The sequence below is a fragment of the Pseudomonadota bacterium genome (assembly GCA_013285445.1).
In the GTDB taxonomy this organism is placed as follows: Bacteria; Pseudomonadota; Gammaproteobacteria; order Xanthomonadales; family Wenzhouxiangellaceae; genus Wenzhouxiangella.
On record CP053448.1, the window covers coordinates 871330 to 895484 of the forward strand.

The 24155-nt window shown below is 61.4% G+C and carries 26 protein-coding genes and 3 pseudogenes; 16 read left to right on the forward strand and 13 right to left on the reverse strand.

All coding sequences use genetic code 11. The annotated features are described in order from the left end of the window. Positions 1-452: 452 nt before the first annotated feature. The 5 genes from HND55_04055 (at position 453) to HND55_04075 (ending at position 5552) form a co-directional block, all read left to right on the forward strand. A complete protein-coding gene (locus tag HND55_04055) occupies positions 453-1469 on the forward strand; it encodes an IS110 family transposase (GenBank protein ID QKK01904.1) in 1017 nt (338 codons plus the stop codon). Positions 1470-1519: 50 nt separating this feature from the next. Continuing rightward, positions 1520-3253: a hypothetical protein gene (locus tag HND55_04060; GenBank protein QKK01905.1), complete on the forward strand. Its 1734-nt coding sequence runs from the start codon at positions 1520-1522 to the stop codon at positions 3251-3253. Positions 3254-3328: 75 nt separating this feature from the next. Further along, positions 3329-4930, forward strand: coding sequence for an alpha/beta hydrolase (locus HND55_04065; protein QKK01906.1), 1602 nt, complete (start codon positions 3329-3331; stop codon positions 4928-4930). Next, on the forward strand, positions 4927-5151 hold the full coding sequence (locus tag HND55_04070) for an AbrB/MazE/SpoVT family DNA-binding domain-containing protein (GenBank protein QKK01907.1): 225 nt from the start codon (positions 4927-4929) through the stop codon (positions 5149-5151). The genes HND55_04065 and HND55_04070 overlap by 4 nt, the downstream gene beginning before the upstream one ends. Next, positions 5148-5552, forward strand: a complete 405-nt coding sequence (locus HND55_04075; GenBank protein ID QKK01908.1) for a PIN domain-containing protein — start codon at positions 5148-5150, stop codon at positions 5550-5552. Before HND55_04070 ends, HND55_04075 begins: the two co-directional genes overlap by 4 nt. 369 nt (positions 5553-5921) lie before the next feature. Here the strand turns inward: HND55_04075 and HND55_04080 are convergent, their stop codons facing one another. The 8 genes from HND55_04080 to xerC all read right to left on the reverse strand — a co-directional run bounded on the left by HND55_04080 (position 5922) and on the right by xerC (position 11082). Beyond that, positions 5922-7460, reverse strand: coding sequence for an IS66 family transposase (locus tag HND55_04080; GenBank protein QKK01909.1), 1539 nt, complete (start codon positions 7458-7460; stop codon positions 5922-5924). Between the two features lie 18 nt (positions 7461-7478). Further along, positions 7479-7862 (reverse strand): IS66 family insertion sequence element accessory protein TnpB, encoded by a 384-nt coding sequence (gene tnpB / locus HND55_04085; GenBank protein ID QKK01910.1) that lies wholly within the window; start codon positions 7860-7862, stop codon positions 7479-7481. Further along, the gene (locus HND55_04090; GenBank protein ID QKK01911.1) at positions 7846-8157 is read right to left on the reverse strand and encodes a hypothetical protein; all 312 of its coding nucleotides are present in this window, start codon (positions 8155-8157) and stop codon (positions 7846-7848) included. Before HND55_04090 ends, tnpB (HND55_04085) begins: the two co-directional genes overlap by 17 nt. 80 nt (positions 8158-8237) lie before the next feature. Next, complete coding sequence (locus HND55_04095) at positions 8238-8597, reverse strand: hypothetical protein (GenBank protein ID QKK01912.1); 360 nt, start codon at positions 8595-8597, stop codon at positions 8238-8240. 751 nt (positions 8598-9348) lie between these two features. Then, the gene (locus HND55_04100) at positions 9349-9648 is read right to left on the reverse strand and encodes a type II toxin-antitoxin system RelE/ParE family toxin (protein ID QKK01913.1); all 300 of its coding nucleotides are present in this window, start codon (positions 9646-9648) and stop codon (positions 9349-9351) included. Continuing rightward, complete coding sequence (locus HND55_04105) at positions 9649-9840, reverse strand: hypothetical protein (protein ID QKK01914.1); 192 nt, start codon at positions 9838-9840, stop codon at positions 9649-9651. It lies immediately after the preceding gene. Positions 9841-9850: 10 nt separating this feature from the next. Beyond that, complete coding sequence (locus tag HND55_04110) at positions 9851-10096, reverse strand: hypothetical protein (protein ID QKK01915.1); 246 nt, start codon at positions 10094-10096, stop codon at positions 9851-9853. Then, positions 10093-11082 (reverse strand): site-specific tyrosine recombinase XerC, encoded by a 990-nt coding sequence (gene xerC / locus HND55_04115; GenBank protein ID QKK01916.1) that lies wholly within the window; start codon positions 11080-11082, stop codon positions 10093-10095. Before xerC ends, HND55_04110 begins: the two co-directional genes overlap by 4 nt. Here xerC and HND55_04120 point away from each other — a divergent pair. Next, positions 11011-11307: pseudogene (locus HND55_04120) on the forward strand (IS91 family transposase). The gene xerC and the pseudogene HND55_04120 sit on opposite strands and share 72 nt — an antisense overlap. Here the strand turns inward: HND55_04120 and HND55_04125 are convergent. Continuing rightward, complete coding sequence (locus HND55_04125) at positions 11200-11541, reverse strand: hypothetical protein (GenBank protein QKK01917.1); 342 nt, start codon at positions 11539-11541, stop codon at positions 11200-11202. The pseudogene HND55_04120 and the gene HND55_04125 sit on opposite strands and share 108 nt — an antisense overlap. 415 nt (positions 11542-11956) lie before the next feature. On the opposite strand from HND55_04125, the gene HND55_04130 reads away from it, so the two are divergent. The 4 genes from HND55_04130 (at position 11957) to HND55_04145 (ending at position 15140) form a co-directional block, all read left to right on the forward strand. After that, positions 11957-12973: an IS110 family transposase gene (locus tag HND55_04130; protein QKK01918.1), complete on the forward strand. Its 1017-nt coding sequence runs from the start codon at positions 11957-11959 to the stop codon at positions 12971-12973. A gap of 173 nt (positions 12974-13146) precedes the next feature. Beyond that, the gene (locus tag HND55_04135; protein QKK01919.1) at positions 13147-14172 is read left to right on the forward strand and encodes a hypothetical protein; all 1026 of its coding nucleotides are present in this window, start codon (positions 13147-13149) and stop codon (positions 14170-14172) included. 8 nt (positions 14173-14180) lie between these two features. Further along, a complete protein-coding gene (locus tag HND55_04140; GenBank protein ID QKK01920.1) occupies positions 14181-14792 on the forward strand; it encodes a sugar transferase in 612 nt (203 codons plus the stop codon). 21 nt (positions 14793-14813) lie between these two features. Next, complete coding sequence (locus HND55_04145; GenBank protein ID QKK01921.1) at positions 14814-15140, forward strand: hypothetical protein; 327 nt, start codon at positions 14814-14816, stop codon at positions 15138-15140. Here the strand turns inward: HND55_04145 and HND55_04150 are convergent. Genes HND55_04150 through HND55_04165 form a run of 4 tightly spaced genes read right to left on the reverse strand, consistent with a single transcriptional unit; the run spans position 15062 to position 17957 of the window. Continuing rightward, the gene (locus tag HND55_04150) at positions 15062-16600 is read right to left on the reverse strand and encodes an IS66 family transposase (protein ID QKK01922.1); all 1539 of its coding nucleotides are present in this window, start codon (positions 16598-16600) and stop codon (positions 15062-15064) included. The genes HND55_04145 and HND55_04150 overlap by 79 nt on opposite strands. 18 nt (positions 16601-16618) lie before the next feature. Beyond that, complete coding sequence (tnpB, locus tag HND55_04155; protein QKK01923.1) at positions 16619-17002, reverse strand: IS66 family insertion sequence element accessory protein TnpB; 384 nt, start codon at positions 17000-17002, stop codon at positions 16619-16621. Then, positions 16986-17297, reverse strand: a complete 312-nt coding sequence (locus HND55_04160; GenBank protein ID QKK01924.1) for a hypothetical protein — start codon at positions 17295-17297, stop codon at positions 16986-16988. Before HND55_04160 ends, tnpB (HND55_04155) begins: the two co-directional genes overlap by 17 nt. A gap of 30 nt (positions 17298-17327) precedes the next feature. After that, positions 17328-17957 carry a hypothetical protein gene (locus HND55_04165; protein QKK01925.1) on the reverse strand — a complete coding sequence of 210 codons (630 nt, stop codon included), beginning with the start codon at positions 17955-17957 and terminating at the stop codon, positions 17328-17330. A 645-nt stretch (positions 17958-18602) separates the two neighbouring features. Here HND55_04165 and HND55_04170 point away from each other — a divergent pair. The 6 genes and pseudogenes from HND55_04170 to HND55_04195 all read left to right on the forward strand — a co-directional run bounded on the left by HND55_04170 (position 18603) and on the right by HND55_04195 (position 24136). Beyond that, positions 18603-19076, forward strand: coding sequence for a hypothetical protein (locus tag HND55_04170; protein ID QKK01926.1), 474 nt, complete (start codon positions 18603-18605; stop codon positions 19074-19076). Continuing rightward, complete coding sequence (locus HND55_04175) at positions 19069-19281, forward strand: helix-turn-helix transcriptional regulator (protein QKK01927.1); 213 nt, start codon at positions 19069-19071, stop codon at positions 19279-19281. The genes HND55_04170 and HND55_04175 overlap by 8 nt, the downstream gene beginning before the upstream one ends. Positions 19282-19983: 702 nt before the next feature. Continuing rightward, a pseudogene (locus HND55_04180) lies at positions 19984-20421 on the forward strand (ATP-binding protein). A gap of 365 nt (positions 20422-20786) precedes the next feature. Beyond that, a complete protein-coding gene (locus tag HND55_04185; GenBank protein ID QKK01928.1) occupies positions 20787-21335 on the forward strand; it encodes a hypothetical protein in 549 nt (182 codons plus the stop codon). A gap of 134 nt (positions 21336-21469) precedes the next feature. Further along, a complete protein-coding gene (locus HND55_04190; protein QKK01929.1) occupies positions 21470-21757 on the forward strand; it encodes a hypothetical protein in 288 nt (95 codons plus the stop codon). Positions 21758-22057: 300 nt separating this feature from the next. After that, a pseudogene (locus HND55_04195) lies at positions 22058-24136 on the forward strand (TonB-dependent receptor plug domain-containing protein). Positions 24137-24155: the final 19 nt, after the last annotated feature.

The following is a 24155-nucleotide window of genomic DNA, read 5'->3' on the forward strand; positions in this document are numbered from 1 at the left end:
CACTGAATCGCAGGAAACCGACCTAAGACTGCGTTCCGCCCGGGCGCGGCCCAGCGCCGCTCGTGCCCGATCAGCCTGATGACCGGAAATCAGGGCGATTCAGGGCTGGGTTGACTGAGACAGCGCGAAAGTTGGCAAAGCCCGCGCGAAAGAGGCTTCAAATCTGCGCCAGACTACGGCTTGGCAGGGCCGTGGATACTGCTTGAAGTCGGGAAATGGGCCGCTTAAACTTCCTTGTATGGTTTTCGGCATCCAACATCGTCAAGATGGAGGATGCCGGGGTGGGAGGGACTTAATGCTTCCTTCGGACCGTTGCGTACCGACTCGTATAGAAATCGTCCCCACCCCTCACCATGAGCGCCGATGAAGAATCCAGCCGCTTTTATGGCCGATATCGGCAAGGTTGCGCCCGGTGAGTCCCCGGCTTGTTCATTCACTGACCGGAGACAACCATGACACAGCTCGGCAACGAACGCATCGTCGGGGTCGATGTTTCCAAAGATCGCCTCGATCTGTATGACTGGGACTCGAAGAGTCCGGATTCCATGGCCAACGACACCGATGCAATTGATCGTTGGCTGGACGGTTTCAGTCTGCCGGTTCGCTTTGCGATCGAACCGACCAATCAGTATCACATCGCGCTGGCCGAGCGCGCCCATGCGCGTGGCCACGCGGTCTATTTTGTCGACCCGCACCGGCTTAGCCATTACCGCTGCGGTGTCGGGCAGCGGGTCAAGGCCGACCCCCAGGACGCGCAACTGCTGGCCCGCTACCTGGCGCGTGAAGGCGACGACCTGGCCCCCTGGAAGCCCCTGTCGCAGGGGCAGCAGCGTTTCTGGCGGCTTCTGAGACGACGCGCCACAGTGGTTCGCGCACGGATCCAGCTGCAGCAGTCCCTGGCCGGCCTGGAGGCGCTAAACAGCGAGGTCGATGCGCTGCTGGAGCGGTTCAACACACTGATCCGGAAGATGGAGCGGGCGCTGCTGTCGGAGGCGAGAAGGCTCGGATGGGAGCGCGACCTGGACCACGCGCAACGGCTCCACTCCGGGGCTTTTTGCTTTGTGGGCAAACCGCCCCTGCGTTCCCGCCTGCGCTGCCAGGCGATCCCGGGTATCGGCCCGCTCAGCGCGCTGGCGCTGACCGCGATCTTCCATCAGGGCACCTACCGCAATGCCGATGCCTTCATTGCCTTCATGGGCATGGACGTCCGGGTCCGCCAGTCCGGGCGCTGGAAAGGGAAGAGCAAGTTGACCAAAAAGGGGGACCCGGAGGTCCGCAGGCTATTGTTCAACGCTGCCATGCAGGCGCGAAGAAACCCGCTCTGGGAGCCTTACTATCTGGCACTCAGAGAACGAGGCTTCAGCACCACGGCTGCCTTCGTAGCATTGGGCCGCAAGCTCGCCCGAGTGGCCTTCGCGCTGCTTCAGAAAAACGCCGATTTCGACCCAAAACTGCATACGGCAGGTTGACAGGTAACATAGAATCTATAGAGCGCCCTGATATGCCCAGAGAGGACGCCATGAAGAGTACCAGCCTGTTCGTGTTCACGACGATCATCTGTCTCGCCGCCTTCGGGTGCGCGTCGACCGGTCCCGGCGGAGACGCCTCGACCATCGGAGCGAGCGCGCCCATCGGCCCGACCATCGACCACACCGATACCGGCCGGTACGGCTGGGCCCCGTCGGTCGAGGTCGAGGCCACCGGGCCGTCGCTGGTCGACCTGCGCGAGGTCGTTCCCGGCCCGCGGCGCACGCCCGACCTGTCCCACACCGGCCCCAAGTACATCGAGAAGCCGATCAGCGAGGCCGAGTTCCAGCGCCAGCAGGCGGCCGCGATGAGCCTGCCTCCGCAGGCCAACGTCTTCCGGATGGACGAGGCCGGCCCGTCGACGCTGGCGCCCTCGCCGGCCGGCGCGAGCTTCGAGTCGCTCAACTACGACGAGGTTCCGGGGAGCACTCCGCCGGACCCGGAGATCGCGGTCGGGCCCTCGCACGTGATCGCGGTCGTCAACACCGACTTCGAGGTCTACGACAAGAACGGTACGTCGCTCGTCGGCCCGACGGACTTCGACGCCTTCTTCTCCGGCACGCCGGGCTTCCCGGGCGGCTCCTTCGATCCGAACGCCCTCTACGACGAGTCGGCGGACCGGTACTTCATCGGCATCGACGCCAACGGCACGGACTACTGCTTCGCGGTCACCACCGGGTCCGATCCGACGAGCACCTGGAACCGCTACTGCTTCGCCACCGACATCGGCGTCAACATCTTCTTCGAGTTCCCGCACGCCGGGATCGGTGAGCAGGCGATCTTCGTGGGATCCAACCAGTTCGGCGGCTCGCCGTCGTTCGAAGGACGGGTCTTCGCCATCAACAAGGCGAACGCCTATGCCGGCCTGGCGCTCGGAGGCGTGCCGACGCAGTCGACGACGGGGAACTGGTCGACTCCGCAGCCGGCCAACCTCCACGGGTTCGATCAGGGCACCTGGCCCACCGGCACCGACGACCACTACATCATGACGGAGCTCTACGACGGCTGCGTGCACGCCGTCTGGACGTGGACCGACCCGTTCGGCGCCAACACCTTCACGCGTGGCGCCAACATCGACCTCTGCGCCTCGACGGGCGTCGGCGCGGGCCAGCCGCTCAGCTTCCCGCAACAGACCGGGTCGTCGATCCAGGGCAACGACTTCCGCGGCCATCAGACCGAGTACCACGACGGCAACATCTACACGGTGCAGGCCATCTCGTGCAACCTGGGCGCCGGCACCGTGAACTGCGTTCGGTGGGCGGAGATCAACCCGGTGACCGATGCCGTGGTCGACTCCGGCGTCTTCGCCTCCAACGGCGAGTACCGACAGTTCCCCAGCATCGCCGTCAACCGGTGCGGCGATCTGGCGATCGGCTTCACGAAGGGCTCGACCTCGATGTACCCGAGCATCTACGTCACCGGGCGCGAGAGCGGCGACCCGGCCGGGACCTTGCAGAGCGAGGCCCTCATCCACGCCGGCGAGGGGCAGTACAGCTGCTTCGACTCCGTGCCGTACCGCTGGGGCGACTACACCGGCATGACCATCGCTCCGGACGGCTCCACGTTCTGGTATCTCGGTGACTACAGCGGCAACCTGAGCAGCGGGACCTGCAAGTGGGCCAACTGGGTGGCGTCGTTCCAGTTCGACGCCTGCGCGGCCGACGACATCTTCACGGATGGCTTCGAGTCGGGCGACACCAGCGCCTGGACCACCACCGTACCCTGACCTCGGCCCGACCCTCAGGGTCGGTCGCGATCACGGAATCGGGGGCGCCGGAGCCGGCGCCCCCGACGTGGTTCGGTGGGTCCGGCGGGGCGGGAGGACGTTCTCCGAGACGAGAAAAAGGAGGCGATCGCTCGCCTCCTTTCGTCTGCCGGGTCGACCCCGTCTCGTGAACCGTTCGGGCTCGGGGCGCCGCTGTCGAGTTTCGCGGCGCGCTGGGCTCAGGGGTCGGTACCGGTCCTGGATCCGCCCCCGCAGCGATCGGCTCTCGCCGCCAACGGCGCGCGACTGCGGCTGGCGCTGAACGTAAAGACCAGCGAAGCCGGTACCGTCGCCACGCTGGACTCGCCCGACATGGGCGCCACCGGGCTGCCGGTTAACGGCCTGAATCGCGACGCCGACAAGGTCGAATTCGGCGTCCCGGTGGCTTCGGTGCGCTACTCGGCGCGGCTTAACGCGGAGTCGACCGAGATGTGCGGAAAATGGCTTCTTCCCGGCCAGCCTGACGCCACCGTGTGTCTGCAACTCGAGTCCGGTGAAAAGGCGCAGCCCCCGGCCCGCAATCGCCCGCAGGAACCCGGTGACGATGTTCCCTATCAACGCCGCGAGGTGCGCCTTGCCAATCCGCGCGCCGGCGACATCGAACTCGCCGGAACCCTGACCGTCCCCGACGGCCCCGGTCCGTTTCCGGCCGCGGTGCTGATTTCAGGTTCCGGTCCGCAGGACCGCGATGAGTCCTTCATGGGTCATAAACCGTTCCTGGTGTTGGCCGATCATCTCACCCGCAATGGCGTCGCGGTTTTACGCTACGACGACCGCGGCTTTGGCGCATCCGGCGGTGATCACTGGGCCGCGACCACGGCCGACTTCGCCACCGATGCGGCGGCCGCGGTCGAATGGCTGGCACAACGGCCCGACATCCGAACCGATGCGATCGGCCTGATCGGCCACAGCGAGGGCGGTCTTGTCGCACCGATCACCGCGCGCGACAACCCGAACGTCGCCTGGGTCGTACTACTGGCCGCACCGGGGATCGATATGCTCGAGCTGGTCGCCAGCCAGACCGAGGCGATGGCGCTGACCCAGGGCGTGAGCACCGGGGAGCTCCAGCGTGTCATGCCGGTCAATCGCCGAATCTGGCGTATCGTTGCCGAAACCGCAGACGCCGAACAGGCGCGCGCCAGGCTCGAAGCCGCGTTAACGCCGGAGGTGCTCGAAACGCTCGGCGCCAGCCCCGAGCGAAAGCCGGTCATCGTCCAATCGTCGCTGCGACCCTGGCTGCGCTACCTGCTTCGCTTTGATCCCGCCCCGTATCTGCGCGCACTTGAAGTGCCGGTCCTGGCGCTGAATGGCGGTCTGGACGTGCAGGTCCCGGCCGCCCAGAATCTCGCCGCCATCCGCGCCGCGCTGGCGGACCACCCCGACGCCACGGTGATCGAACTGCCCGGGCTCAACCACCTGTTCCAGACCGCGACAACCGGCGCGCTGGGCGAATACCGCGACATTGAGGAAACCTTCGCCCCGGCGGCGCTGGAAGTGATCAGCGACTGGATCCTAGATCGTTATCCTGCCGATGCGCAGGCATCCGGCGCCGCCGGGTGCGGTGGTTGTCGCCGGCACTCAACTGAATTACAATATTGCTGGTCAAGTAATTCACACAACCGGAGCCACCAACGATGAGAAGCACGATCACCGAACGAGGACAGACCGTTGTTCCCGCGGCGATCCGTCGCCGGCTGGGCCTTTCTCCCGCCGACCGGCTCGAATGGGTCGTGACGAGTGACGGCATTCAGGTCATCCCGGTCAAGGCCGATCCGATTGACGCCTGGCGCGGTCGCGGCCGCGGCGGAGGCACGCGTCGTCTGGTCGACGAGCGCCGCGCCGATACCAAGCTGGAATGAAGCGCTATCTCCTCGACACCTCAGCCTTGCTGACGCTCAGAGACGATGAGCCGGGCGCTGATCGCGTTGCCGAGCTTCTACGGAACTCCGAAATCCATTGCCTTGCATGCTTCATGACGCGCATGGAAGTGCTCTACCGCGTCTGGAAGGACGAAGGCGAGCTGGCCGGAAAGTTTGCACTGCAGCAATGTCTGGCGCTTCCGATCAAGTGGATCGAGTCATCCAATGACCTGTTGCTGCGCGCCGCGGAACTCAAGGCGCGATTTCCATTGTCGTTGGCCGATGCCTGGATCGCCGCGGCGGCAATCAAACACGACGCGATACTGATCCACAAGGACCCGGAATTCAAACGGTTGAAACTGGAACAAGAATTGCTGCCATTCAAGAGCAGCGATGAATGATGAATAATGACGCCTTCCGGCAATCCGTCGGCAATGCGCGGCAGCGTGACATTGATTGACAGCAAGGGCGGTGGGCGTTGCGCGAGATGCCGTCGGCCTATAGCGCCAATTCTGCTGGAAAAGTGGGGCGTTTAAGGGGTAAAAACGGGTTCGGGTGGGACAATTCGAATTGAAATTCAGCCGGTTATGCTGGTCCGACCCCGCTCCTCGATCCCCATTTCTCTTTCTGGGCTACTGTGACGAATAAGGCAGGCTTACCGAGGAACGTGCCTCGAGAATGCGGACCGGTTCGACGGGATCAGGGCTGCGAAGCTGCGCGAGCGCTCACGTGGGCGCATCGCACCCTAGTCGACGTCCGAAGGTAAGCGCCTACAAATCCCCACCCTTGACGTTGCCCGGCAGTAATGCGTCAATATCGTCGATGGTTTCGGCCAGTGGCAGCTCTTGAAAAACCTGACGCAGGTAGGCATAGGGCTCGATGGCGTGGCCCTTGGCGGTTTCGATCAGGCTGTGGAGGTTGGCGCTGGCGCGAGCGCCTGCTGGTGACTTGGAGAACAGCCAGTTCTTGCGGCCGATGGCGAACGGCCGGATGGCGTTTTCGATGGCGTTGTTGTCGATCGGGTAGCGGCCATCGTCGAGGTAGCGCACCAGCGCTGGCCATTGGTTGTGCAGGTACTGAAGCGCTTCGCCCAGCTTGGTCTTTGGGGCGACACGCGGCAGTGTCGTGGTCAACCAGGCGTTCAGCTGGTCGATGACGGGCTGTGACTTGTCCTGGCGCAAGCGGTGGCGCTCGGTCGGGTTCAGCGCCTGGGCTTCGCGCTCGATCCGGTAGAGCTTGCCGATCAGCGCCAGGGCCTGATCCGGGCGTCCGATCTTGCCCTTTGGCTGGAGCTTGGCGGCATCGAAGAACTTGCGCCGGGCATGGGCCCAGCAGCCCAGGCGGGTGATGCCATGGTCCCGACAGGCCGCGCCATAGCCGGAATAGCCGTCGGCCATCAGGGCACCGGAGAAGCCTTCCAGGCGCGCCACGGGCACATCGCCGGAACGACTGGCCTCGTAGTGATAGACCCGCAGCCGCTGCCCCGGCGGGCCGGCACCCATGACCCACATGTAGCTGTTGCTTCGTGCCGGCTTGCCGGGTTCGTCGAGGACCTGGACGGTGGTCTCGTCCATGCCGATGACCGGCTCATCAAGGATCTGCTCGGTCAGACGATTGATCAGGGGCTGGACCAGCTTGCCGTAGCGGATCATCCAGTTGGCCAGGGTGGTGCGGTCGAGCTCGACGCCCAGCCGCGCGAACTGCTGAATCTGTCGGTACAGCGGCAGGGCGTCGACGTACTTGGCCGTGGCGATGTAGGCCAGCAGGCCCGGTGCGGCCATCGACTTGCCCAGCGGCTGGGCGGGCTTGGTGGCGGTGGCCACATGCCCTTCGCAGCAGGGGCAGGCGTACTTCAGCCGGACGTGGCGGATGACCTTGACGCTCGCCGGAATGATATCGAGCTGCTCGGAGGTCTCCTCGCCGATGCGCTCCAGAACCGCACCATCGTGCGGACAGACCTTGTCGGCCTCGGGCAGGTCGTGAATGACTTCCTCGCGCGGCAGCTCCGGCGGCAGGGCCGGCCGGCCCCGACGCTGGCGAGAGTGCGGCTTGACAGCGACCTCGGGGGGCTCGCTTGCCGCGATCTCCTCGGCTTCGTTGAACAGGCCCAGCTGATCTGCACTGGCCTGCTCGCTGGTGCCGGCAAAGGTCTTGCGCTGGAAAGTGCGGATGATCTCTTCGAGCTGATGAATGCGCGCTTCGCGCGCCTCGAGGGTTGCCTGCTGGCTGGCCAGCTGCGCCTGGAGAGCGGCGATCTGATCGGCCGTTGAGGGATCTGCAACAGAGGCTTTGTTGACGGCCGACGACATGCAGAAAGTATAGCATAATCAATAGCATGAAGCACCACCAATCAACGAATTAGTGGCCGAAAAGTGCAGTTGTTGATGGCCCTGCATGCGCATCACATCAAAACCCTCGAGCAGCCAGTTGAACTCACGCTCGCCCCAGCGGATCACGCCGTCGGCATGCTTGCGCGGCCACTGGAACTTCGCCTTCTCCAGGCGCTTGTACCAGAGGCAAAAGCCGGTCTGGTCCCAGTAGAGCACCTTGAGCCGGTCGCGGTGGCGGTTGCAGAACACGTACAGCGCATCGGCGAACGGATCCAGGGCCATCTGCTGCTCGACGATGGCCGCCAGGCCGTCAATGGACTTGCGAAAGTCCACCACGTCGCGGTGCAGGTAAACCTTGGGCAGGTCACGAAACAGACGCATCGGCCAGCTCCCGCATCAGTTGGGCGACCCAGGCCGGACAAGCCGAGCTTGGAAGCTCCAGCGCGACACCGCGCCACGACACCGCTATCTGGCCGGTGAGCTGAGACGGCATCGGCGGCGCGACCGCGACCAGGCCCTGATGCGTATCCGCCTCGCGCAGCGCCTTGCGGCGCCGGTAGAAGGACTTCGGTGTCAGGCCATGGCGCTGACAGAACTCAGCCACCGACTCTGCGCCGGCAGCCTGCTGCGCGATCAGCTCTCGCCACTGATCGGCTTTGAGGTAACGTCTGCTCACTTGCTTGCTCCATCCTGAAAATCGATGGAATCAGCATAGTGATCTATGCGTCGTTGAGAAGAGTGTCGGTTCGTAGGCGCTTACGGGAAAGGAGATGAGAAGGACATGTCTGGAAAATCAGGTGATAGCCCGAATCGGTCAGTATGAAGAAGAGGGGAATCCTTTGCATAAATCCAAGTATTGATACCACCATATATGCCAATCGGATCACTCTGCACATACCGCCCAGTCTGCGGCTCGTAGTCGCGGAAGTAGTTGTAAAGAACTCGCCCATACGATCCCACCGGGCTAGATTCCGATTTTTCCTTGCGCCTCTGTGGACTTAGCTCCGGATTCACCCAGACGAGGCGGGGCCTGGGCCGGTTTTGGCCCCGACGCGGGTTTCGGCTTAGCCGACCGTTGGGCCGGACGGGTGGATTGGACGTCAACACGGCTGCCATGAGGCGATTTTACGGGAGCGCGGCGCCGGTTGCATCCTCGCTTTAGCCGCTTTTCAGGGCGGGCGGCCCGCTCAAGGCGGTTAGCGCAGGCGAGAAAGAGGGTGCGGTTTGCGCCGTCAGGCGCAAGAAGCGCCCGACTGAAGCCGTCGCGCGTGGAAGCCGCGAAGCGGCTGGAGCCCGCCGGCGCGGACCGGCCCGGGCGGGGAACAACTTCAAGCGCGGCACGTCAGTGCCGCCACCTTATGGAGCGAAGCGACGCGGCCAGTGGAACATAATGCGGATTATGCGAGCGTCAGCCGGACTCTGGCCAAGGGGCGCCGACCGATGAGGGAGAGTGCCTCTTGGACAGTGCGCATAATCCCCCCGCATTATGTTCTGCTGGCCGCTTCAAAGCCCCCTTTGGGGGATGGGGGGCGACCGCCGCAGTCTTGGCGCAGCCAAGTCTGCGAGCGGGCGTGAACAAGCACCGCAACACTTGCGTCAGCATGTGTTGCACAAGACCTCTGCCCCGGACGGTTAACGGAGTCGACCAAGTCTCGGTTGGCACCGAGCGAGGCCGGCACGCAGCTTGCGTGCGCTCGACGCCGGCGGAAGACCGTCGGGCTGGAGCCGCTGCGGCGAGCGCACAGTGCAAGGTGCGTGACGGCCGATCCGAAGCCGGACGGAGTCCGGGTCTGGCAACTAAGGGAGAAGCGGCCAGGAGCTTACCTGCGTCCGCTACAGCTTTAGCTTAGCGGCGCCGACTCTGAAGTCAGCTCAAGTCGCGGGGGTTGGCGGGCAACTGCTGCCGATAGTGCATCACGGTCACGACTTCCACATGCTCATCGCGTTGGCGGTAGATAATTCGGTAAGGTCGTGACAGCAGCTCGCGCAAGTCGTCGTCCGGATACTCAGGCACCCTGCGGCCGCTGTGCGGAACGGTCTCAAGTTGAACAACACGGGCAACCAGGCGCCTGATCAGCGCATCGGCATCTCGGGGGGCGTTCTCGGCTACATGCTCTTGGATGGCGGCAAGCTGAGCCTGCGCCTCGGCCGACCAGATGACGGTCATTCACTGAAGGCCAAGGGATTCCAGCAGGGCTTCGCTCGTGTAAGTGCGCCCGGCGTCAAGATCGGCCAGCCCCCGCTCGATGGATCGACGCACGGCGATTTCATAAGCCACGTCATCCCAGGTCGCGTTGTCGGGCAACTGCTCGATCAGTTCTCGAGCCCTAGCCTTCACGGTGTCTGCTTTCGCTGCCATAGTCTCCATTCTACTGCTCCCGTCGCTCATCTTCCATCCGTATCCCATAGCCGCAACGCTCGAACCAGGCCCAGGCCAGGTCCCGCTCATCGGACCCGTGGCTGGTGTAGCCGTCTGGCCGGGGATCATCGGCCCAGTCCGGCATCTCGCACAGGTCGGCGATAAAGCCACGTAGCAGGGCCGCCGGGTCCAGGCCGTAGTCCCGGCACAGGTCCAGGTATTCCGGGGGCAGGTCCAGGCGCAGGCGTTGGGTCATTCGGCCTCTCCCCAATCGCCCGCCGTGTCCGGTCGGCGGTCGGCCGGATGGGTCAGCGCGTGGACGGCCTTGAGCTTGCGGATCGAGACCTGGGTGTAGATCTCGGTGGTCGAGAGCTGGCTGTGGCCGAGAATGGCCTGGATGTGGCGGATGTCGGCGCCGTTGTCGAGCATCAGGGTGGCCATGGTGTGGCGGAAGATGTGACAGGCGCCGGGCTTGCCGATGCCGGCCGAGTCGATGTATTTCTTGACCCGGTCGGTCAGGCGGTTGTGGCTGAACGGCTCGCCGAACTCGTGCAGGAACAGCCAGCCGGCGTCGGGCTCGACCACCAGCCCTGGCCGGATCTCGCGGGTGTAGCGCTCGATCCAGTCGCAGGCGCGCTTCCCCAAGGGCACCATGCGGTCCTTTTTGCCCTTGCCCTCGCGCACCATCAGGGTGCCGTTCTGGGTGTCGACATCATAGAGCTTGAGGACAGCCAGCTCGGCCCGGCGGATGCCGGTCGAGTAGAAGGTCTCGATGATGGCCCGGTCGCGGATGCCCAACTCCCCGTGCAGCAGGGTCTGGGCGCAGATGCGCTCGACTTCGGCGTGGGTCAGCACATGCTGGGGCAGACGCCGGTGGACCCGGGGCAGTTCCATCTCGCTGGCCGGGTTGTAGAGCAGGTGGTTTTCTTTCGTCAGCCATTTGAAGAAGGCTTTCACGGGCACCAGGCGCTGCTGCTGGGTGGCAAAGCGGATCGGCTCGCCGTCGGGTTTTCGGTAGTGGTACAGGTAGCGTCGATACCGCTCCAGGATCGGCCGGGTGATGTCCTGCACCCGATCAAGCCCGCGCTCATCGCACCAGAAGATGAAGCGCTTGAGCATGCGCTCGCGAACCGTCACGGTGTGCAGACTCAGGCCCAGCGCCTGTGATGCGAGCCACTGGATTTCATCGCCCGGCTGGCCGCGCTCGTCCCGCCGCCGCGCCTGAATCTGGCCCGCTTCCACGGGGTGTTTGCGCCGAATAGCCCGTACCGGGCGCGGATCACACCGGCCCGCCGGGGCCGGGGTGCCAGGCCGGTCAAGCCGGCTCAAGAAAAGGAGCGCACGCCGGCCGAGCAGCGCTCAGCGATGCGCTGGGCGCAAAGGCTCAAGCGAGTGTTTCAGATCGACGTCGAAACCTGCCCGAGTTGCGGTGGCACGGTCAAGATCATCGCGAGCATCGAAGACCCGCCAGCGCAGGCAATGGAGGCTTTGCGACTTTCCGCGCCAGCGGAATGAAGCGAAGCCGGAATGCCGTTGCGCGTGATCGAGCGGATACTGAATCACCTGGCCAGCAAGGATCTGCCCGGCCTGTGGACGGAAAGTCGTGCGCCGCCTGTCCGCGTGCATCGCGCCGGCAGGCCGGCCGAGCGTACCGGCTTGCATCACTGAAACGCAGGAAACCGGTTTCAGGCCGCGTTGCATCCGGGCGCGGCCCGATGGCGCTCGTGCCGGATGAGCCAATGCTGGCAAAGACGGGGCTACACGAGCTGCTCGATTGGCTCCGACGGGGCGGAATCGGACGGAATTCGGCGTGCTGGGGACTTTGGTAAGGGTCCGGGGCCAGCCTGGCACGGCTCCGGATACCGTTGGAAATCAGGAAATAGGGCGCTTATACTTCCTTGTATGGTTTTGGGCATCCAACATCGTCAAGATGGAGGATGCCGGGGTGGGAGGGACTTAATGCTTCCTTCGGACCGTTGCGTACCGACTCGTATAGAAATCGTCCCCACCCCTCACCATGAGCGCCGATGAAGAATCCAGCCGCTTTTATGGCCGATATCGGCAAGGTTGCGCCCGGTGAGTCCCCGGCTTGTTGATTCACAGACCGGAGACAACCATGACACAGCTCGGCAACGAACGCATCGTCGGGGTCGATGTTTCCAAAGATCGCCTCGACCTTTATGACTGGGACTCGAAGTGTCCTGATTCCATGGCCAACGACATCGATGCAATTGATCGTTGGTTGGACCGTTTCAACCTGCCGGTTCGCTTTGCGATGGAACCGACCAATCAGTATCACATCGCGCTGGCCGAGCGCGCCCATGCGCGTGGGCACGCGGTCTATCTTGTCGACCCGCACCGGCTTAGCCATTACCGCTGCGGTGTCGGGCAGCGGGTCAAGGCCGACCCCCAGGACGCTCAACTGCTGGCCCGCTACCTGGCGCGTGAAGGCGACGACCTGGCCCCCTGGAAGCCCCTGTCGCAGGGGCAGCAGCGTTTCTGGCGGCTTCTGAGACGACGCGCCACAGTGGTTCGCGCACGGATCCAGCTGCAGCAGTCCCTGGCCGGCCTGGAGGCGCTAAACAGCGAGGTCGATGCGCTGCTGGAGCGGTTCAACACACTGATCCGGAAGATGGAGCGGGCGCTGCTGTCGGAGGCGAGAAGGCTCGGATGGGAGCGCGACCTGGACCACGCGCAACGGCTCCACTCCGGGGCTTTTTGCTTTGTGGGCAAACCGCCCCTGCGTTCCCGCCTGCGCTGCCAGGCGATCCCGGGTATCGGCCCGCTCAGCGCGCTGGCGCTGACCGCGATCTTCCATCAGGGCACCTACCGCAATGCCGATGCCTTCATTGCCTTCATGGGCATGGACGTCCGGGTCCGCCAGTCCGGGCGCTGGAAAGGGAAGAGCAAGTTGACCAAAAAGGGGGACCCGGAGGTCCGCAGGCTATTGTTCAACGCTGCCATGCAGGCGCGAAGAAACCCGCTCTGGGAGCCTTACTATCTGGCACTCAGAGAACGAGGCTTCAGCACCACGGCTGCCTTCGTAGCATTGGGCCGCAAGCTCGCCCGAGTGGCCTTCGCGCTGCTTCAGAAAAACGCCGATTTCGACCCAAAACTGCATACGGCAGGTTGATAGGTAACATAGAATCTATACTCTGATGAGGAGCGGTTGGAGTATTTTCTGGAAGAGATCGCAACAATTAGGGGCGGGGATGAATGGGACAAGCCTGAGATCGTGGAGTTGTTTAATAGGATGATCCCGGAGTTCAAACACATGGAAACGGGCAAGTATTTGGATGCAAGGATGTGATCCCCATTCCAAGTCAGCCGGCCAAGGCGCTTGAGTGGTTGATAGAGAATCGGCTTTTGCCTGTTGTCGGACTGCTTCAGGAACGGCAGGTCATTCCGGAATGGCTGGCGGCGCTGGCCGGTCCGCTGGTCGAACGGCGTGGTGGGCTTGGCAACGATGTGCTTGCATACGAAAAGCAGGTGCTCGAGGCTTTCCGTGATGCGAGTGTCCGTTGCCTGGTGCTCAAAGGTTGCCTGCTGGACTACCTTGTCTATCCGGGGCCGGGGCAGCGCTTGAGGGCGGATCTCGATATTCTGGTCTGCCCGGAAAGCATGAACGCCGCGCGTGATGTGCTCCGCGCGACGCAGCATGTCCCCATTCATAGTGTTCCCGGGGGGACGCCGATCCGGCAGGAGACCTGGCGGCTCGACGAGACTTCCGGGCGACGATACATTGACGTGCACTGGGGGCTTCGGGACCATCCGCTGCTACGCGAGGTATTGTCGTTCGAGGAGCAGTATGGGGAAGCCGTTGAATTGTCTTCCCTGGCTGCTGGCGTTTGGGGTCAGGATCATGTGCACGCATTGCTGAATTCGGTGATGCACTGGTATGACGACCTTTACGAGCATCGCCGCCCTCTGATCTGGTTGCTCGACAATGACCTGCTCTGGCGTGCGATGAATGAGAGTCAACGAGAGCAGACAATCGCCCTTGCCAGCGAGCGGGGCGTTGCTGGCCTGCTGGCCGATGTTCTGGAACGAACACGGGCCGTCTTCGAGACCCCGGTATCCGATTCCACGCTCGCCGAACTGGCCGAAAAAGGTCGGCATGAACCAGCTACTCGGCTGATTTCGGTCAGCTCGAATCGGTATCGCTCCTTCTGGTTTGCCTTGCGAAGCGAGCCCGACTGGTATGCGCGTATTCAACGCTTGCGGCGCTCGCTGTTTCCGCCGGTCGCACATATGCGCGAGCGTTACCCGCAGGGCTCGAAATTCGGTCTTGCTGGGCTTTACGCGCGGAGAATTTTCAGGAGGATTCGCTGAATTTTCGCATGACCAGAGTTTTTGACATTCTGTTTTCGCTGATCACGATTGTTGCGCTTACACCGCTGTGGTTGATCGTGATTCCTTGTCTCCGATTGAGCGGGGAGGGGGAGGTGTTTTTTCGGCAGGAACGGGTTGGGCGTGGCGGGGAGATGTTCGGCTTGTTGAAATTTGCGACGATGTTGAAGGATTCACCAAATCTTGCGACAGGGACTGTGACGGTGAAGGATGATCCCCGGGTTTTGCCGTTCGGAAAGTTTCTTCGCAAGACAAAGCTCAATGAGCTGCCACAGTTGATCAATATTCTCAAAGGCGACATGAGCATCATCGGACCTCGCCCGCAGACTCGGCGTTGCTTCGAGGCCTTTCCGGCGCGTTCGCAGCGGGCAATCATCAAGGTTCGGCCCGGCTTGTCCGGTGTTGGTTTCGTGGTGTTCCGGGGCGAGGATCAGATGATGGGCGACAGCGCGAACGCCGATGAGCTGTACGACCGCGTGATCATGCCTTACAAGGGGTTGCTGGAGGAGTGGTTTGTTGCCAACCGTAGTCTTCGGATCTATTTCTTGCTCATCTTCATCACGGCCTGGATGGTTGTGTTTCTACCCTGCCGTTTTGCTTGATGCAAGCGGGGGACAAGCGGTGTGGAAATCGGCAGTGTCGGCTATCAGCGCCACTACCCCGAGCAGACGCTGCTCTACCAGATCGTCGAGCGTCATTATCCGGCCTTTGTCGAACATCTGGCCGATGCCGGAAAGCAACTCCCCGGCCATGTTCGTCAGGCGTTTGATGCCTACCTGCAATGCGGTCGGCTGGAGCACGGTTTCCTGCGTCTTCGATGCGATACCTGCCACGCCGAGCACCTGCTGGCGTTCAGCTGCAAGGTAAGCGCCTACAAATCCCCACCCTTGACGTTGCCCGGCAGTAATGCGTCAATATCGTCGATGGTTTCGGCCAGTGGCAGCTCTTGAAAAACCTGACGCAGGTAGGCATAGGGCTCGATGGCGTGGCCCTTGGCGGTTTCGATCAGGCTGTGGAGGTTGGCGCTGGCGCGAGCGCCTGCTGGTGACTTGGAGAACAGCCAGTTCTTGCGGCCGATGGCGAACGGCCGGATGGCGTTTTCGATGGCGTTGTTGTCGATCGGGTAGCGGCCATCGTCGAGGTAGCGCACCAGCGCTGGCCATTGGTTGTGCAGGTACTGAAGCGCTTCGCCCAGCTTGGTCTTTGGGGCGACACGCGGCAGTGTCGTGGTCAACCAGGCGTTCAGCTGGTCGATGACGGGCTGTGACTTGTCCTGGCGCAAGCGGTGGCGCTCGGTCGGGTTCAGCGCCTGGGCTTCGCGCTCGATCCGGTAGAGCTTGCCGATCAGCGCCAGGGCCTGATCCGGGCGTCCGATCTTGCCCTTTGGCTGGAGCTTGGCGGCATCGAAGAACTTGCGCCGGGCATGGGCCCAGCAGCCCAGGCGGGTGATGCCATGGTCCCGACAGGCCGCGCCATAGCCGGAATAGCCGTCGGCCATCAGGGCACCGGAGAAGCCTTCCAGGCGCGCCACGGGCACATCGCCGGAACGACTGGCCTCGTAGTGATAGACCCGCAGCCGCTGCCCCGGCGGGCCGGCACCCATGACCCACATGTAGCTGTTGCTTCGTGCCGGCTTGCCGGGTTCGTCGAGGACCTGGACGGTGGTCTCGTCCATGCCGATGACCGGCTCATCAAGGATCTGCTCGGTCAGACGATTGATCAGGGGCTGGACCAGCTTGCCGTAGCGGATCATCCAGTTGGCCAGGGTGGTGCGGTCGAGCTCGACGCCCAGCCGCGCGAACTGCTGAATCTGTCGGTACAGCGGCAGGGCGTCGACGTACTTGGCCGTGGCGATGTAGGCCAGCAGGCCCGGTGCGGCCATCGACTTGCCCAGCGGCTGGGCGGGCTTGGTGGCGGTGGCCACATGCCCTTCGCAGCAGGGGCAGGCGTACTTCAGCCGGACGTGGCGGATGACCTTGACGCTCGCCGGAATGATATCGAGCTGCTCGGAGGTCTCCTCGCCGATGCGCTCCAGAACCGCACCATCGTGCGGACAGACCTTGTCGGCCTCGGGCAGGTCGTGAATGACTTCCTCGCGCGGCAGCTCCGGCGGCAGGGCCGGCCGGCCCCGACGCTGGCGAGAGTGCGGCTTGACAGCGACCTCGGGGGGCTCGCTTGCCGCGATCTCCTCGGCTTCGTTGAACAGGCCCAGCTGATCTGCACTGGCCTGCTCGCTGGTGCCGGCAAAGGTCTTGCGCTGGAAAGTGCGGATGATCTCTTCGAGCTGATGAATGCGCGCTTCGCGCGCCTCGAGGGTTGCCTGCTGGCTGGCCAGCTGCGCCTGGAGAGCGGCGATCTGATCGGCCGTTGAGGGATCTGCAACAGAGGCTTTGTTGACGGCCGACGACATGCAGAAAGTATAGCATAATCAATAGCATGAAGCACCACCAATCAACGAATTAGTGGCCGAAAAGTGCAGTTGTTGATGGCCCTGCATGCGCATCACATCAAAACCCTCGAGCAGCCAGTTGAACTCACGCTCGCCCCAGCGGATCACGCCGTCGGCATGCTTGCGCGGCCACTGGAACTTCGCCTTCTCCAGGCGCTTGTACCAGAGGCAAAAGCCGGTCTGGTCCCAGTAGAGCACCTTGAGCCGGTCGCGGTGGCGGTTGCAGAACACGTACAGCGCATCGGCGAACGGATCCAGGGCCATCTGCTGCTCGACGATGGCCGCCAGGCCGTCAATGGACTTGCGAAAGTCCACCACGTCGCGGTGCAGGTAAACCTTGGGCAGGTCACGAAACAGACGCATCGGCCAGCTCCCGCATCAGTTGGGCGACCCAGGCCGGACAAGCCGAGCTTGGAAGCTCCAGCGCGACACCGCGCCACGACACCGCTATCTGGCCGGTGAGCTGAGACGGCATCGGCGGCGCGACCGCGACCAGGCCCTGATGCGTATCCGCCTCGCGCAACGCCTTGCGGCGCCGGTAGAAGGACTTCGGTGTCAGGCCATGGCGCTGACAGAACTCAGCCACCGACTCTGCGCCGGCAGCCTGCTGCGCGATCAGCTCTCGCCACTGATCGGCTTTGAGGTAACGTCTGCTCACTTGCTTGCTCCATCCTGAAAATCGATGGAATCAGCATAGTGATCTATGCGTCGTTGAGAAGAGTGTCGGTTCGTAGGCGCTTACGTCCGAAGGCGTGGCCGACTTCTTGATCAGTCCGGAGACGGCCTCGGTCGAAATCGCGGTGACGACGCCGATCAGTATCCCGAGATGAGGTGAGGCATTGCCGGTGAAGACGTCCTGGAAAGACGTACCGCCAATGCCCAATACGATCACGTCGAAATAGATGAAGACCTCCAGAGTGCTGGCGACCACCCACACGTACAACAACCGCTCCATCGGACTGAATCCATCCGGGTCGAAGTTCACCAGGGCGTCGAATGTGAGGACGCGGTTCTGAACGATACCGGCGAACAGCACACCAAAGGAGAGGCCGGTGATCGTATTGGCCTGGACCGCAAGGATGAGATCGAGGCTATCGAGCTTCGGAATACGGGACGACAGGAGCCAGTAGAACAGGCTCAATGTCAACACCAATGCCAGCACCAGCGCGAACGCCTTGAACATATCGAACACGTAGCGCCTGCGCTGGGGCCGCGCTGCGATGATGAGTTGCTCTTCGAGCTTGGCCAGCGTGGCCAGCGCCGCCTTGGGCTGCGGATTATCGCCAAGAAGCCCTCGGCGACAGGTGGCGCAGAGCATGGATAAGGCGACATCTATCTTGACAACCACCGAGAATCACCGCCTGAAGGACTTTGGAGCGTCGCCAGCCATCCCCGCGAGTGGATGCGGCGCGTCCAGGGAACCGAAAGCCGCTACTACCGGGCGATTGGCTCAGCCGAGGCGCTCATGCTCAAAGCCGCCGACCTGGGTCAGCGATGGATGAAAGGCGTTTCCAGGAAGTACGCGCTCAAAAAGCTGCGAGAACAACCAATACCCTGGTAACGTCCTCCTGACCGAGACCTCCCCCGGACCCGGCGGCGCCGGCCACCAGCCAGTGCGCGAATTCAGCGCCAGACTGACCCCCAACGCGGCGCCCGACCGCCCAATTCGCGCCACTTTTGCGCCCCTCCACAGCTGATCCGAAGATCCCCAAACCCGGAAGCAGCCGATTCGGCTACAAAGTTGATGAAGTTGATGGGTGTCCTGATTTTTGATTTTTTGCTGGTTCGGGACTGTCCTTTACCGCTGGCTTGCCGAACAGTTTGAGGTCCGTAACCAATGGTTGACAAATCTGAAAACCCTGGCATTATGTAACTTGAAGGTGTCACTAAGTAACCATTAAGTTACTTTGTGACACCCTTGAATTGCTTTCACAACATTCATTTACACCATTGGAGAACAACCATGAACGCACCAAGCACATCTTCCCCCGCGGAGCTCGCCGATCGCACCGTGCAACTCCTGGCCGTGTCGATGTTCGCGGTCGCGCTTGTCTTCTGCCTTTCCGTCGCCGAATTCTTTGCAAGCGAGTCGGCAGCCGCTATCATAGACATCGCCGTCAAAGGCCTGGGGATTGCCATCCTGGGACTGATGGCGCTGCTCTACTTCTGGAAATTCCGGTCGATGAGCCCCGCCCAGCGCCGGCGCCACTTGGCCGAAGACGGTTTTCTTCAGGTGGCGTTCCGGGCGGCCATGGCCCGGTCGTGGATGCTGAGTTTCCTGCTGCTGGTGATCTTGCAGGCCCTGGACAAGCTGCTGCTCGGGCGGCTTCCGGAAATGCCGCTGGAAATCGTCATCCAGGGCGTTCTGGCCATCATGCTGCTGCTGTTCAGCATTGCCTTTGTGTCCTTTACGCATACGGGCAGCAGCGATGAGTGACGAACTGGGCAACAGGATCCGGGTTTTCCGCGCCGAACACAGGCTCAGCCAGGCCGAGCTGGCCGAAGCGATCGGTGTATCCCGCAAGACCATCAGCACCATCGAGGTGGGACGGTTCGTGCCGTCGACCGTTATTGCGCTGAAAATTGCGCGCTACTTCGAGGTGCCGCTGGAAGACGTGTTCTTTCTCAACGACGCAAGCTGAGCGCCGCCAAAGCACAGACAAAAAAAGCCGGCGGCGTGGCTGGCCGTCAGTTTCTCAACCGCCTCGGCTGGCGATCAAGGTGCGACCGGGTCGTCATCGGGCGCACCCGGATCGAGGGCAACCTGAGCAGTCGTTTAGAGGGCAGAATCACCGGTGTACCGGCCCTACACGGTCCAGGCTTGCTAAAGGGTCTGTGGGTTCTGACCGCCTGTCGCGGCGCGGTGACAGGAAATCGCCGTGCTTTACGCTTAATACGGTGATGCCAACAAGCGCGGCGTGGCCGAGGAAAACCCAACATGATTCTTTCCCGATCCCGTACTGGAACCGATAAGCCGTTTTATCTTGTCGCGCTTATCTTCTGCGCCACCATCGGTCCGGCTGCCGCTGCGACGTTTACCGTCACCAACGCCGGTGACGCCGGCGCGGGCTCGCTCCGGCAGGCCATCCTGGAGGCCAACGCTGCGCCCGGTGCCGACCTGATCGCTTTCGCCATTCCGGGCGCGGGGCCGCACCAGATCCTGCCGGCCTCGCCCTTGCCGGCGGTAACTGATCCGGTGGTCATCGACGCGCTGACCCAGCCGGGCGCCGACTGCTCGAGCTGGCCGCCAACCCTGCAGGTTGAGCTCGATGGCACGAACCTGACCGGGATTATCTATGGACTGCGGCTCTCAGGCGGAGCCTCGACCGTGCGCGGGCTGGTCATCAACAGCTTCCGGAATCCAGGCCATCCAGCACCACCGGTTGCGGGTACGCTTCCTGTCCACGGTCGAACTGGTCAATGCGCTGGAACAGGAGAAGCAGGCCGGGCAACAGGGGCGGCTGGCCAATCGACTAATACATACCGACCTGGTCATACTCGATGAACTGGGCTACCTGCCGTTCAGTCAGGCCGGCGGCGCCTTGCTGTTCCACCTGATCAGCAAGCTCTATGAGCGCACCAGCCTCATGATCACGACCAATCTGAGCTTCAGCGAATGGTCGAGCGTTTTCGGCGATGAGAAGATGACAACCGCGCTGCTGGACCGGCTGACGCATCACTGCCACATTCTGGAAACCGGCAACGACAGTTACCGGCTGAAACACTCAACAACGAATCAGGAGGGAAGCGAGGCGGGCAAGAAACCGAAATCTGGGCCATAATCTGGCAACAACGGGTGGGTCAATTTTAGATGCAAATCCCGGGTCAGTTTTAAGTGCAAATCAACATTCGAGGGCATTGGGCCGCAAGCTCGCCCGAGTGGCCTTCGCACTACTCCAGAAAAACGTCGAATTTGACGCAAATTTGCATATGGCGGGTTGACGGGTAACATAGAATCTATACGCCGCCTACTGGTATGGCGATTTGGCTGAGCTCGAGTGAGCGATTTTGGCCGGCGTGCGATCGATCTGCCCTCCCACCATGGTAGCCTTCAATCATGACTCACGAAATGCTTAGATACGCGGTTGTCTTGCTCGCCGTTTTGGCAAGTGCCAATCCCGTATGCTCCGCCGATGAGCGTGCCGCTGTGAAAGTCAGCCTGGCATCTTCCACCGTGCCTGAGTCCGCCGCAGCAAGGCCCGGAGCGGAGCCGTCGGAAGACTGCTGCAGTTGCCAGGTAACGGACACGGTGGCCCTGCAAGCGCCTCCGATGCTGCCGTGCCTGTTCAATATTCCGGCCGGTTGGGACGCGCGCTTCGGCAACGATGGTGCCTTGATCAGCGCTGTCATTGGTGCTCAATGCGGTGCAGCGTGCCCGGTCGGACCGGCTCAGTCCTTCAGTGTCGCAGTGCGAGGCAACCGGAACGCGGAAGCGATGGAGGAAATCTGGTCTGGTCTGCTGACCGTCGTCGGTAAGGCAGAGTGCGGAAATCGCACGGTGACGTTCTTCGAGCCGCCAGGCTCCGATCCGAACGGACAGCTTGGCAGTCTGCAGTTTCACATCGGTTTCGGTGACCGGCTCTACAGCGCCAATGCATTGTTTACCTGTCCGGTCCCCGGTCAATGGCAAACCTTGCGGGACCGCTTCATCGAGTCGTTTCGAAGCAACCCGAATTCCACGTTCGGACAGGACTGATTGGCCACCAGCACGCCTAATGGCCGGCAGGCCGGCAGCTTGAAAAAACGTTCGGGAGGAAGAAGATTAGCGGGAGGTGAGCGCCGCTTCGAGCGGATCGCGCCATTGCCCAACCAACCATCACAGGAATTGACATGACCACCCGCAACGAATTCATCGGCAAGTTGAAAGAGCGCCTGGACGACCTCGACCAGAAAATCGAGAAGCTTAAGGGCAAGGGCGAAAAAATGCAGGATGAAGCGCGCAAGGAGTACGAGAGCCGCCTTCATGATTTGCGCGAAAAGCGCCGGGAGGCCAGTCGCAAGATCAAAGAGATCGAGGCAGCGGGTGACGAGAAGTGGCAGCATCTCAAGGATGAAGCCGAGCACCTTTGGAATGCGCTGGGCAATTCGTTCAACTACTTCAAGTCGCATTTCAAGTAATGGATTACTAATACAATCAGAAGTATTGCCTCATGCAGCTTGTCTCTCGGCGTGCGTGGCAAGGCGTCGGTGCGCAAAAACCAAAAACCAAAAACCAGGAAACCAGGAAACCAGGAAACCAAAAACCAGGACACCAACCAAAAACCACCAACCAACCAAAAACCAGGACACCGTGAATTCCCCGCAATCCCGCCGCTGGATTTCCGTTCACACTGCAGCGACGTTTTAGTCACATTTGCTTTGCTAGTTTTTCGGAGTCTAGCCAGACAATTAAAAACGATGATTGGAGGGATAGTAATTATGGGCAGGCAATTGAGACAGGGATCATGGTTTGTTCTATCGACTCTCCTGATGGGCATTCCATTTTTTTGCCACGCCGCAGAAGCGCCCGGTGGAATGACTGTACTTGTAAAGGATCAGATTACTGACCGGCCAGTTTCAAGTGCGCAGATAACAATCACGGAACGGGAAACCGATTCCACGCGGTCAATTCAAACCGACGAACAAGGTCGCGTCGTTATCGAAGAACTCGACCCCGGACTCTATTCGGTCAACGTAGCCAAAAGCGGGTTCGCTTCATCATATGAGCCAAGCGTGCGCGTGATAACGCGCAAGAACATACAGATTGAGTTCGAACTGCTTAGAGAGCCGGTGGTTCTTGAAGAAATGGCGGTTCGAGCACAACAGGCCGATGTATTCGCATCGGGTTCCAGTACTTATCGCAATAGAGAGGAGTTGCGAAGTGCTGTTGGCGGTGGCGCGGATCCGCTTCTCTCGCTGGACGGCTTGCCTGGCTTGGCATCCACCGGTGAATTCGCGAACTTTAGCGTACGCGGGCGCGGCCCGAGAGATAATCTGTTATTCGTTGATGACTTTCCATTCGATAAAGCCGTTCACTTTGATGCGACACTGGGTGAAGAAGAAGATGTCGGCGGTGGCGGCCGTTTCTCGATTTTCGCACCGAATGTTATCAGTGGAGCAGAGTTCTCACCCGGTGGATGGAGTGCAGCATATGGCGGTCGGGCGGCATCGCTGCTCAGGCTGAAGGTTGCCGACGGCAACCCAAGCCCTTCCGCAAGTCTGCGCTTCGACCTTGCCGGTTATGAAGTGGGTTACGACGGCCCCACCGGTATCACTGAAGACTCAACGATGCTTTTTTCGGCTCGACGACTGGATTTCGGCGATTTATTCGAAACCATTGAAGAGCTCGACATTGGGGAGCCCGTCTTAAGAGACATCATCATAAAGTCAGTCATGCCGATCAACCCGAACCACACGCTCGAAATCCTGTTAATAGACACACACGAAGACTATACGCGCGACGTGACTCATGTTTTTGAATCCCCCAATTTCGAAGATACCGCGCTTCAGGATTCTGAACAAGATAGCGATTTGTATGGCCTGACATTGCGATCATTGATTGGTGAAACAGCAGTCTGGACCAACAAGGCTTACTACCGCACAAGCGATAAGACAAGCTCAGAGGGTGAAGCATTTCCTGATCTCGTGCCTGAGGGATCGCCTGCATCTAGTTTTCCGGTACGGGAAGACATTATTACGATTGGTGAAAGTGAGGCAGAGGTGGGCTGGCGAAGCGACTTTGAGACAGTGAATCGCTGGGGCGTGTTCAGTGCTGGCATTCGGACAACCCAAATAGAACTGGACTATGATACTGTCCTGGATGGTGAATGGATCAGATTTGTCTACGACGGGGATGACTTTAGACCAGACCCTGATCAACGCTTTATTGTACTGACTCCGGAGAACATCAATTCTTCACTTAATCGGAAAGAAACGAACTATGCGGGTTATGTAGATCAGGTTTTTGAGCTTGGTGATTGGGATATTCGTACAGGCGTACGTTTTGAACGAGACGGTTTTGCAGACGAAAGTTTTGCATCGCCCAGGTTTAGCGTCAATTGGCGACCGAGTAAAGCGGTTAGATATTTTGCGACAGCAGGACTGTTTCATCAGTCACCGCGATTCCTGGACCTTGCGGCTAACGAGTCAAACGACCTTGAGACGGAAAAAATCACGCATGGTAGCGTCGGTTTCAAGTACTTCCTGAACAGTAATTGGTCGCTGTTAACAGAGGCCTATTATCAAAGCCTGGACGATCTGGTGGTAGACCTTGACCGGACAAGCGGAACGTTCGCAAACATCGGTGACGGCGCGTCGTACGGCGTCGATCTCGTGGTCAACGGTACGATCCGCGAAGGCCTCTACGGTGCCGCAACCTATTCTTATAACGATGCCGTCATCGACCGGCGAGACGGCCGCGGTGACGTTGCCGCTGACTTCAATCGCGAGCATGTCGCAACCCTCGGTCTAACTTGGGAAATCAGTGACCGCTGGAAGGTCTCCGGTCGCTACAAATATCGGCTCTTCACTGAATCGT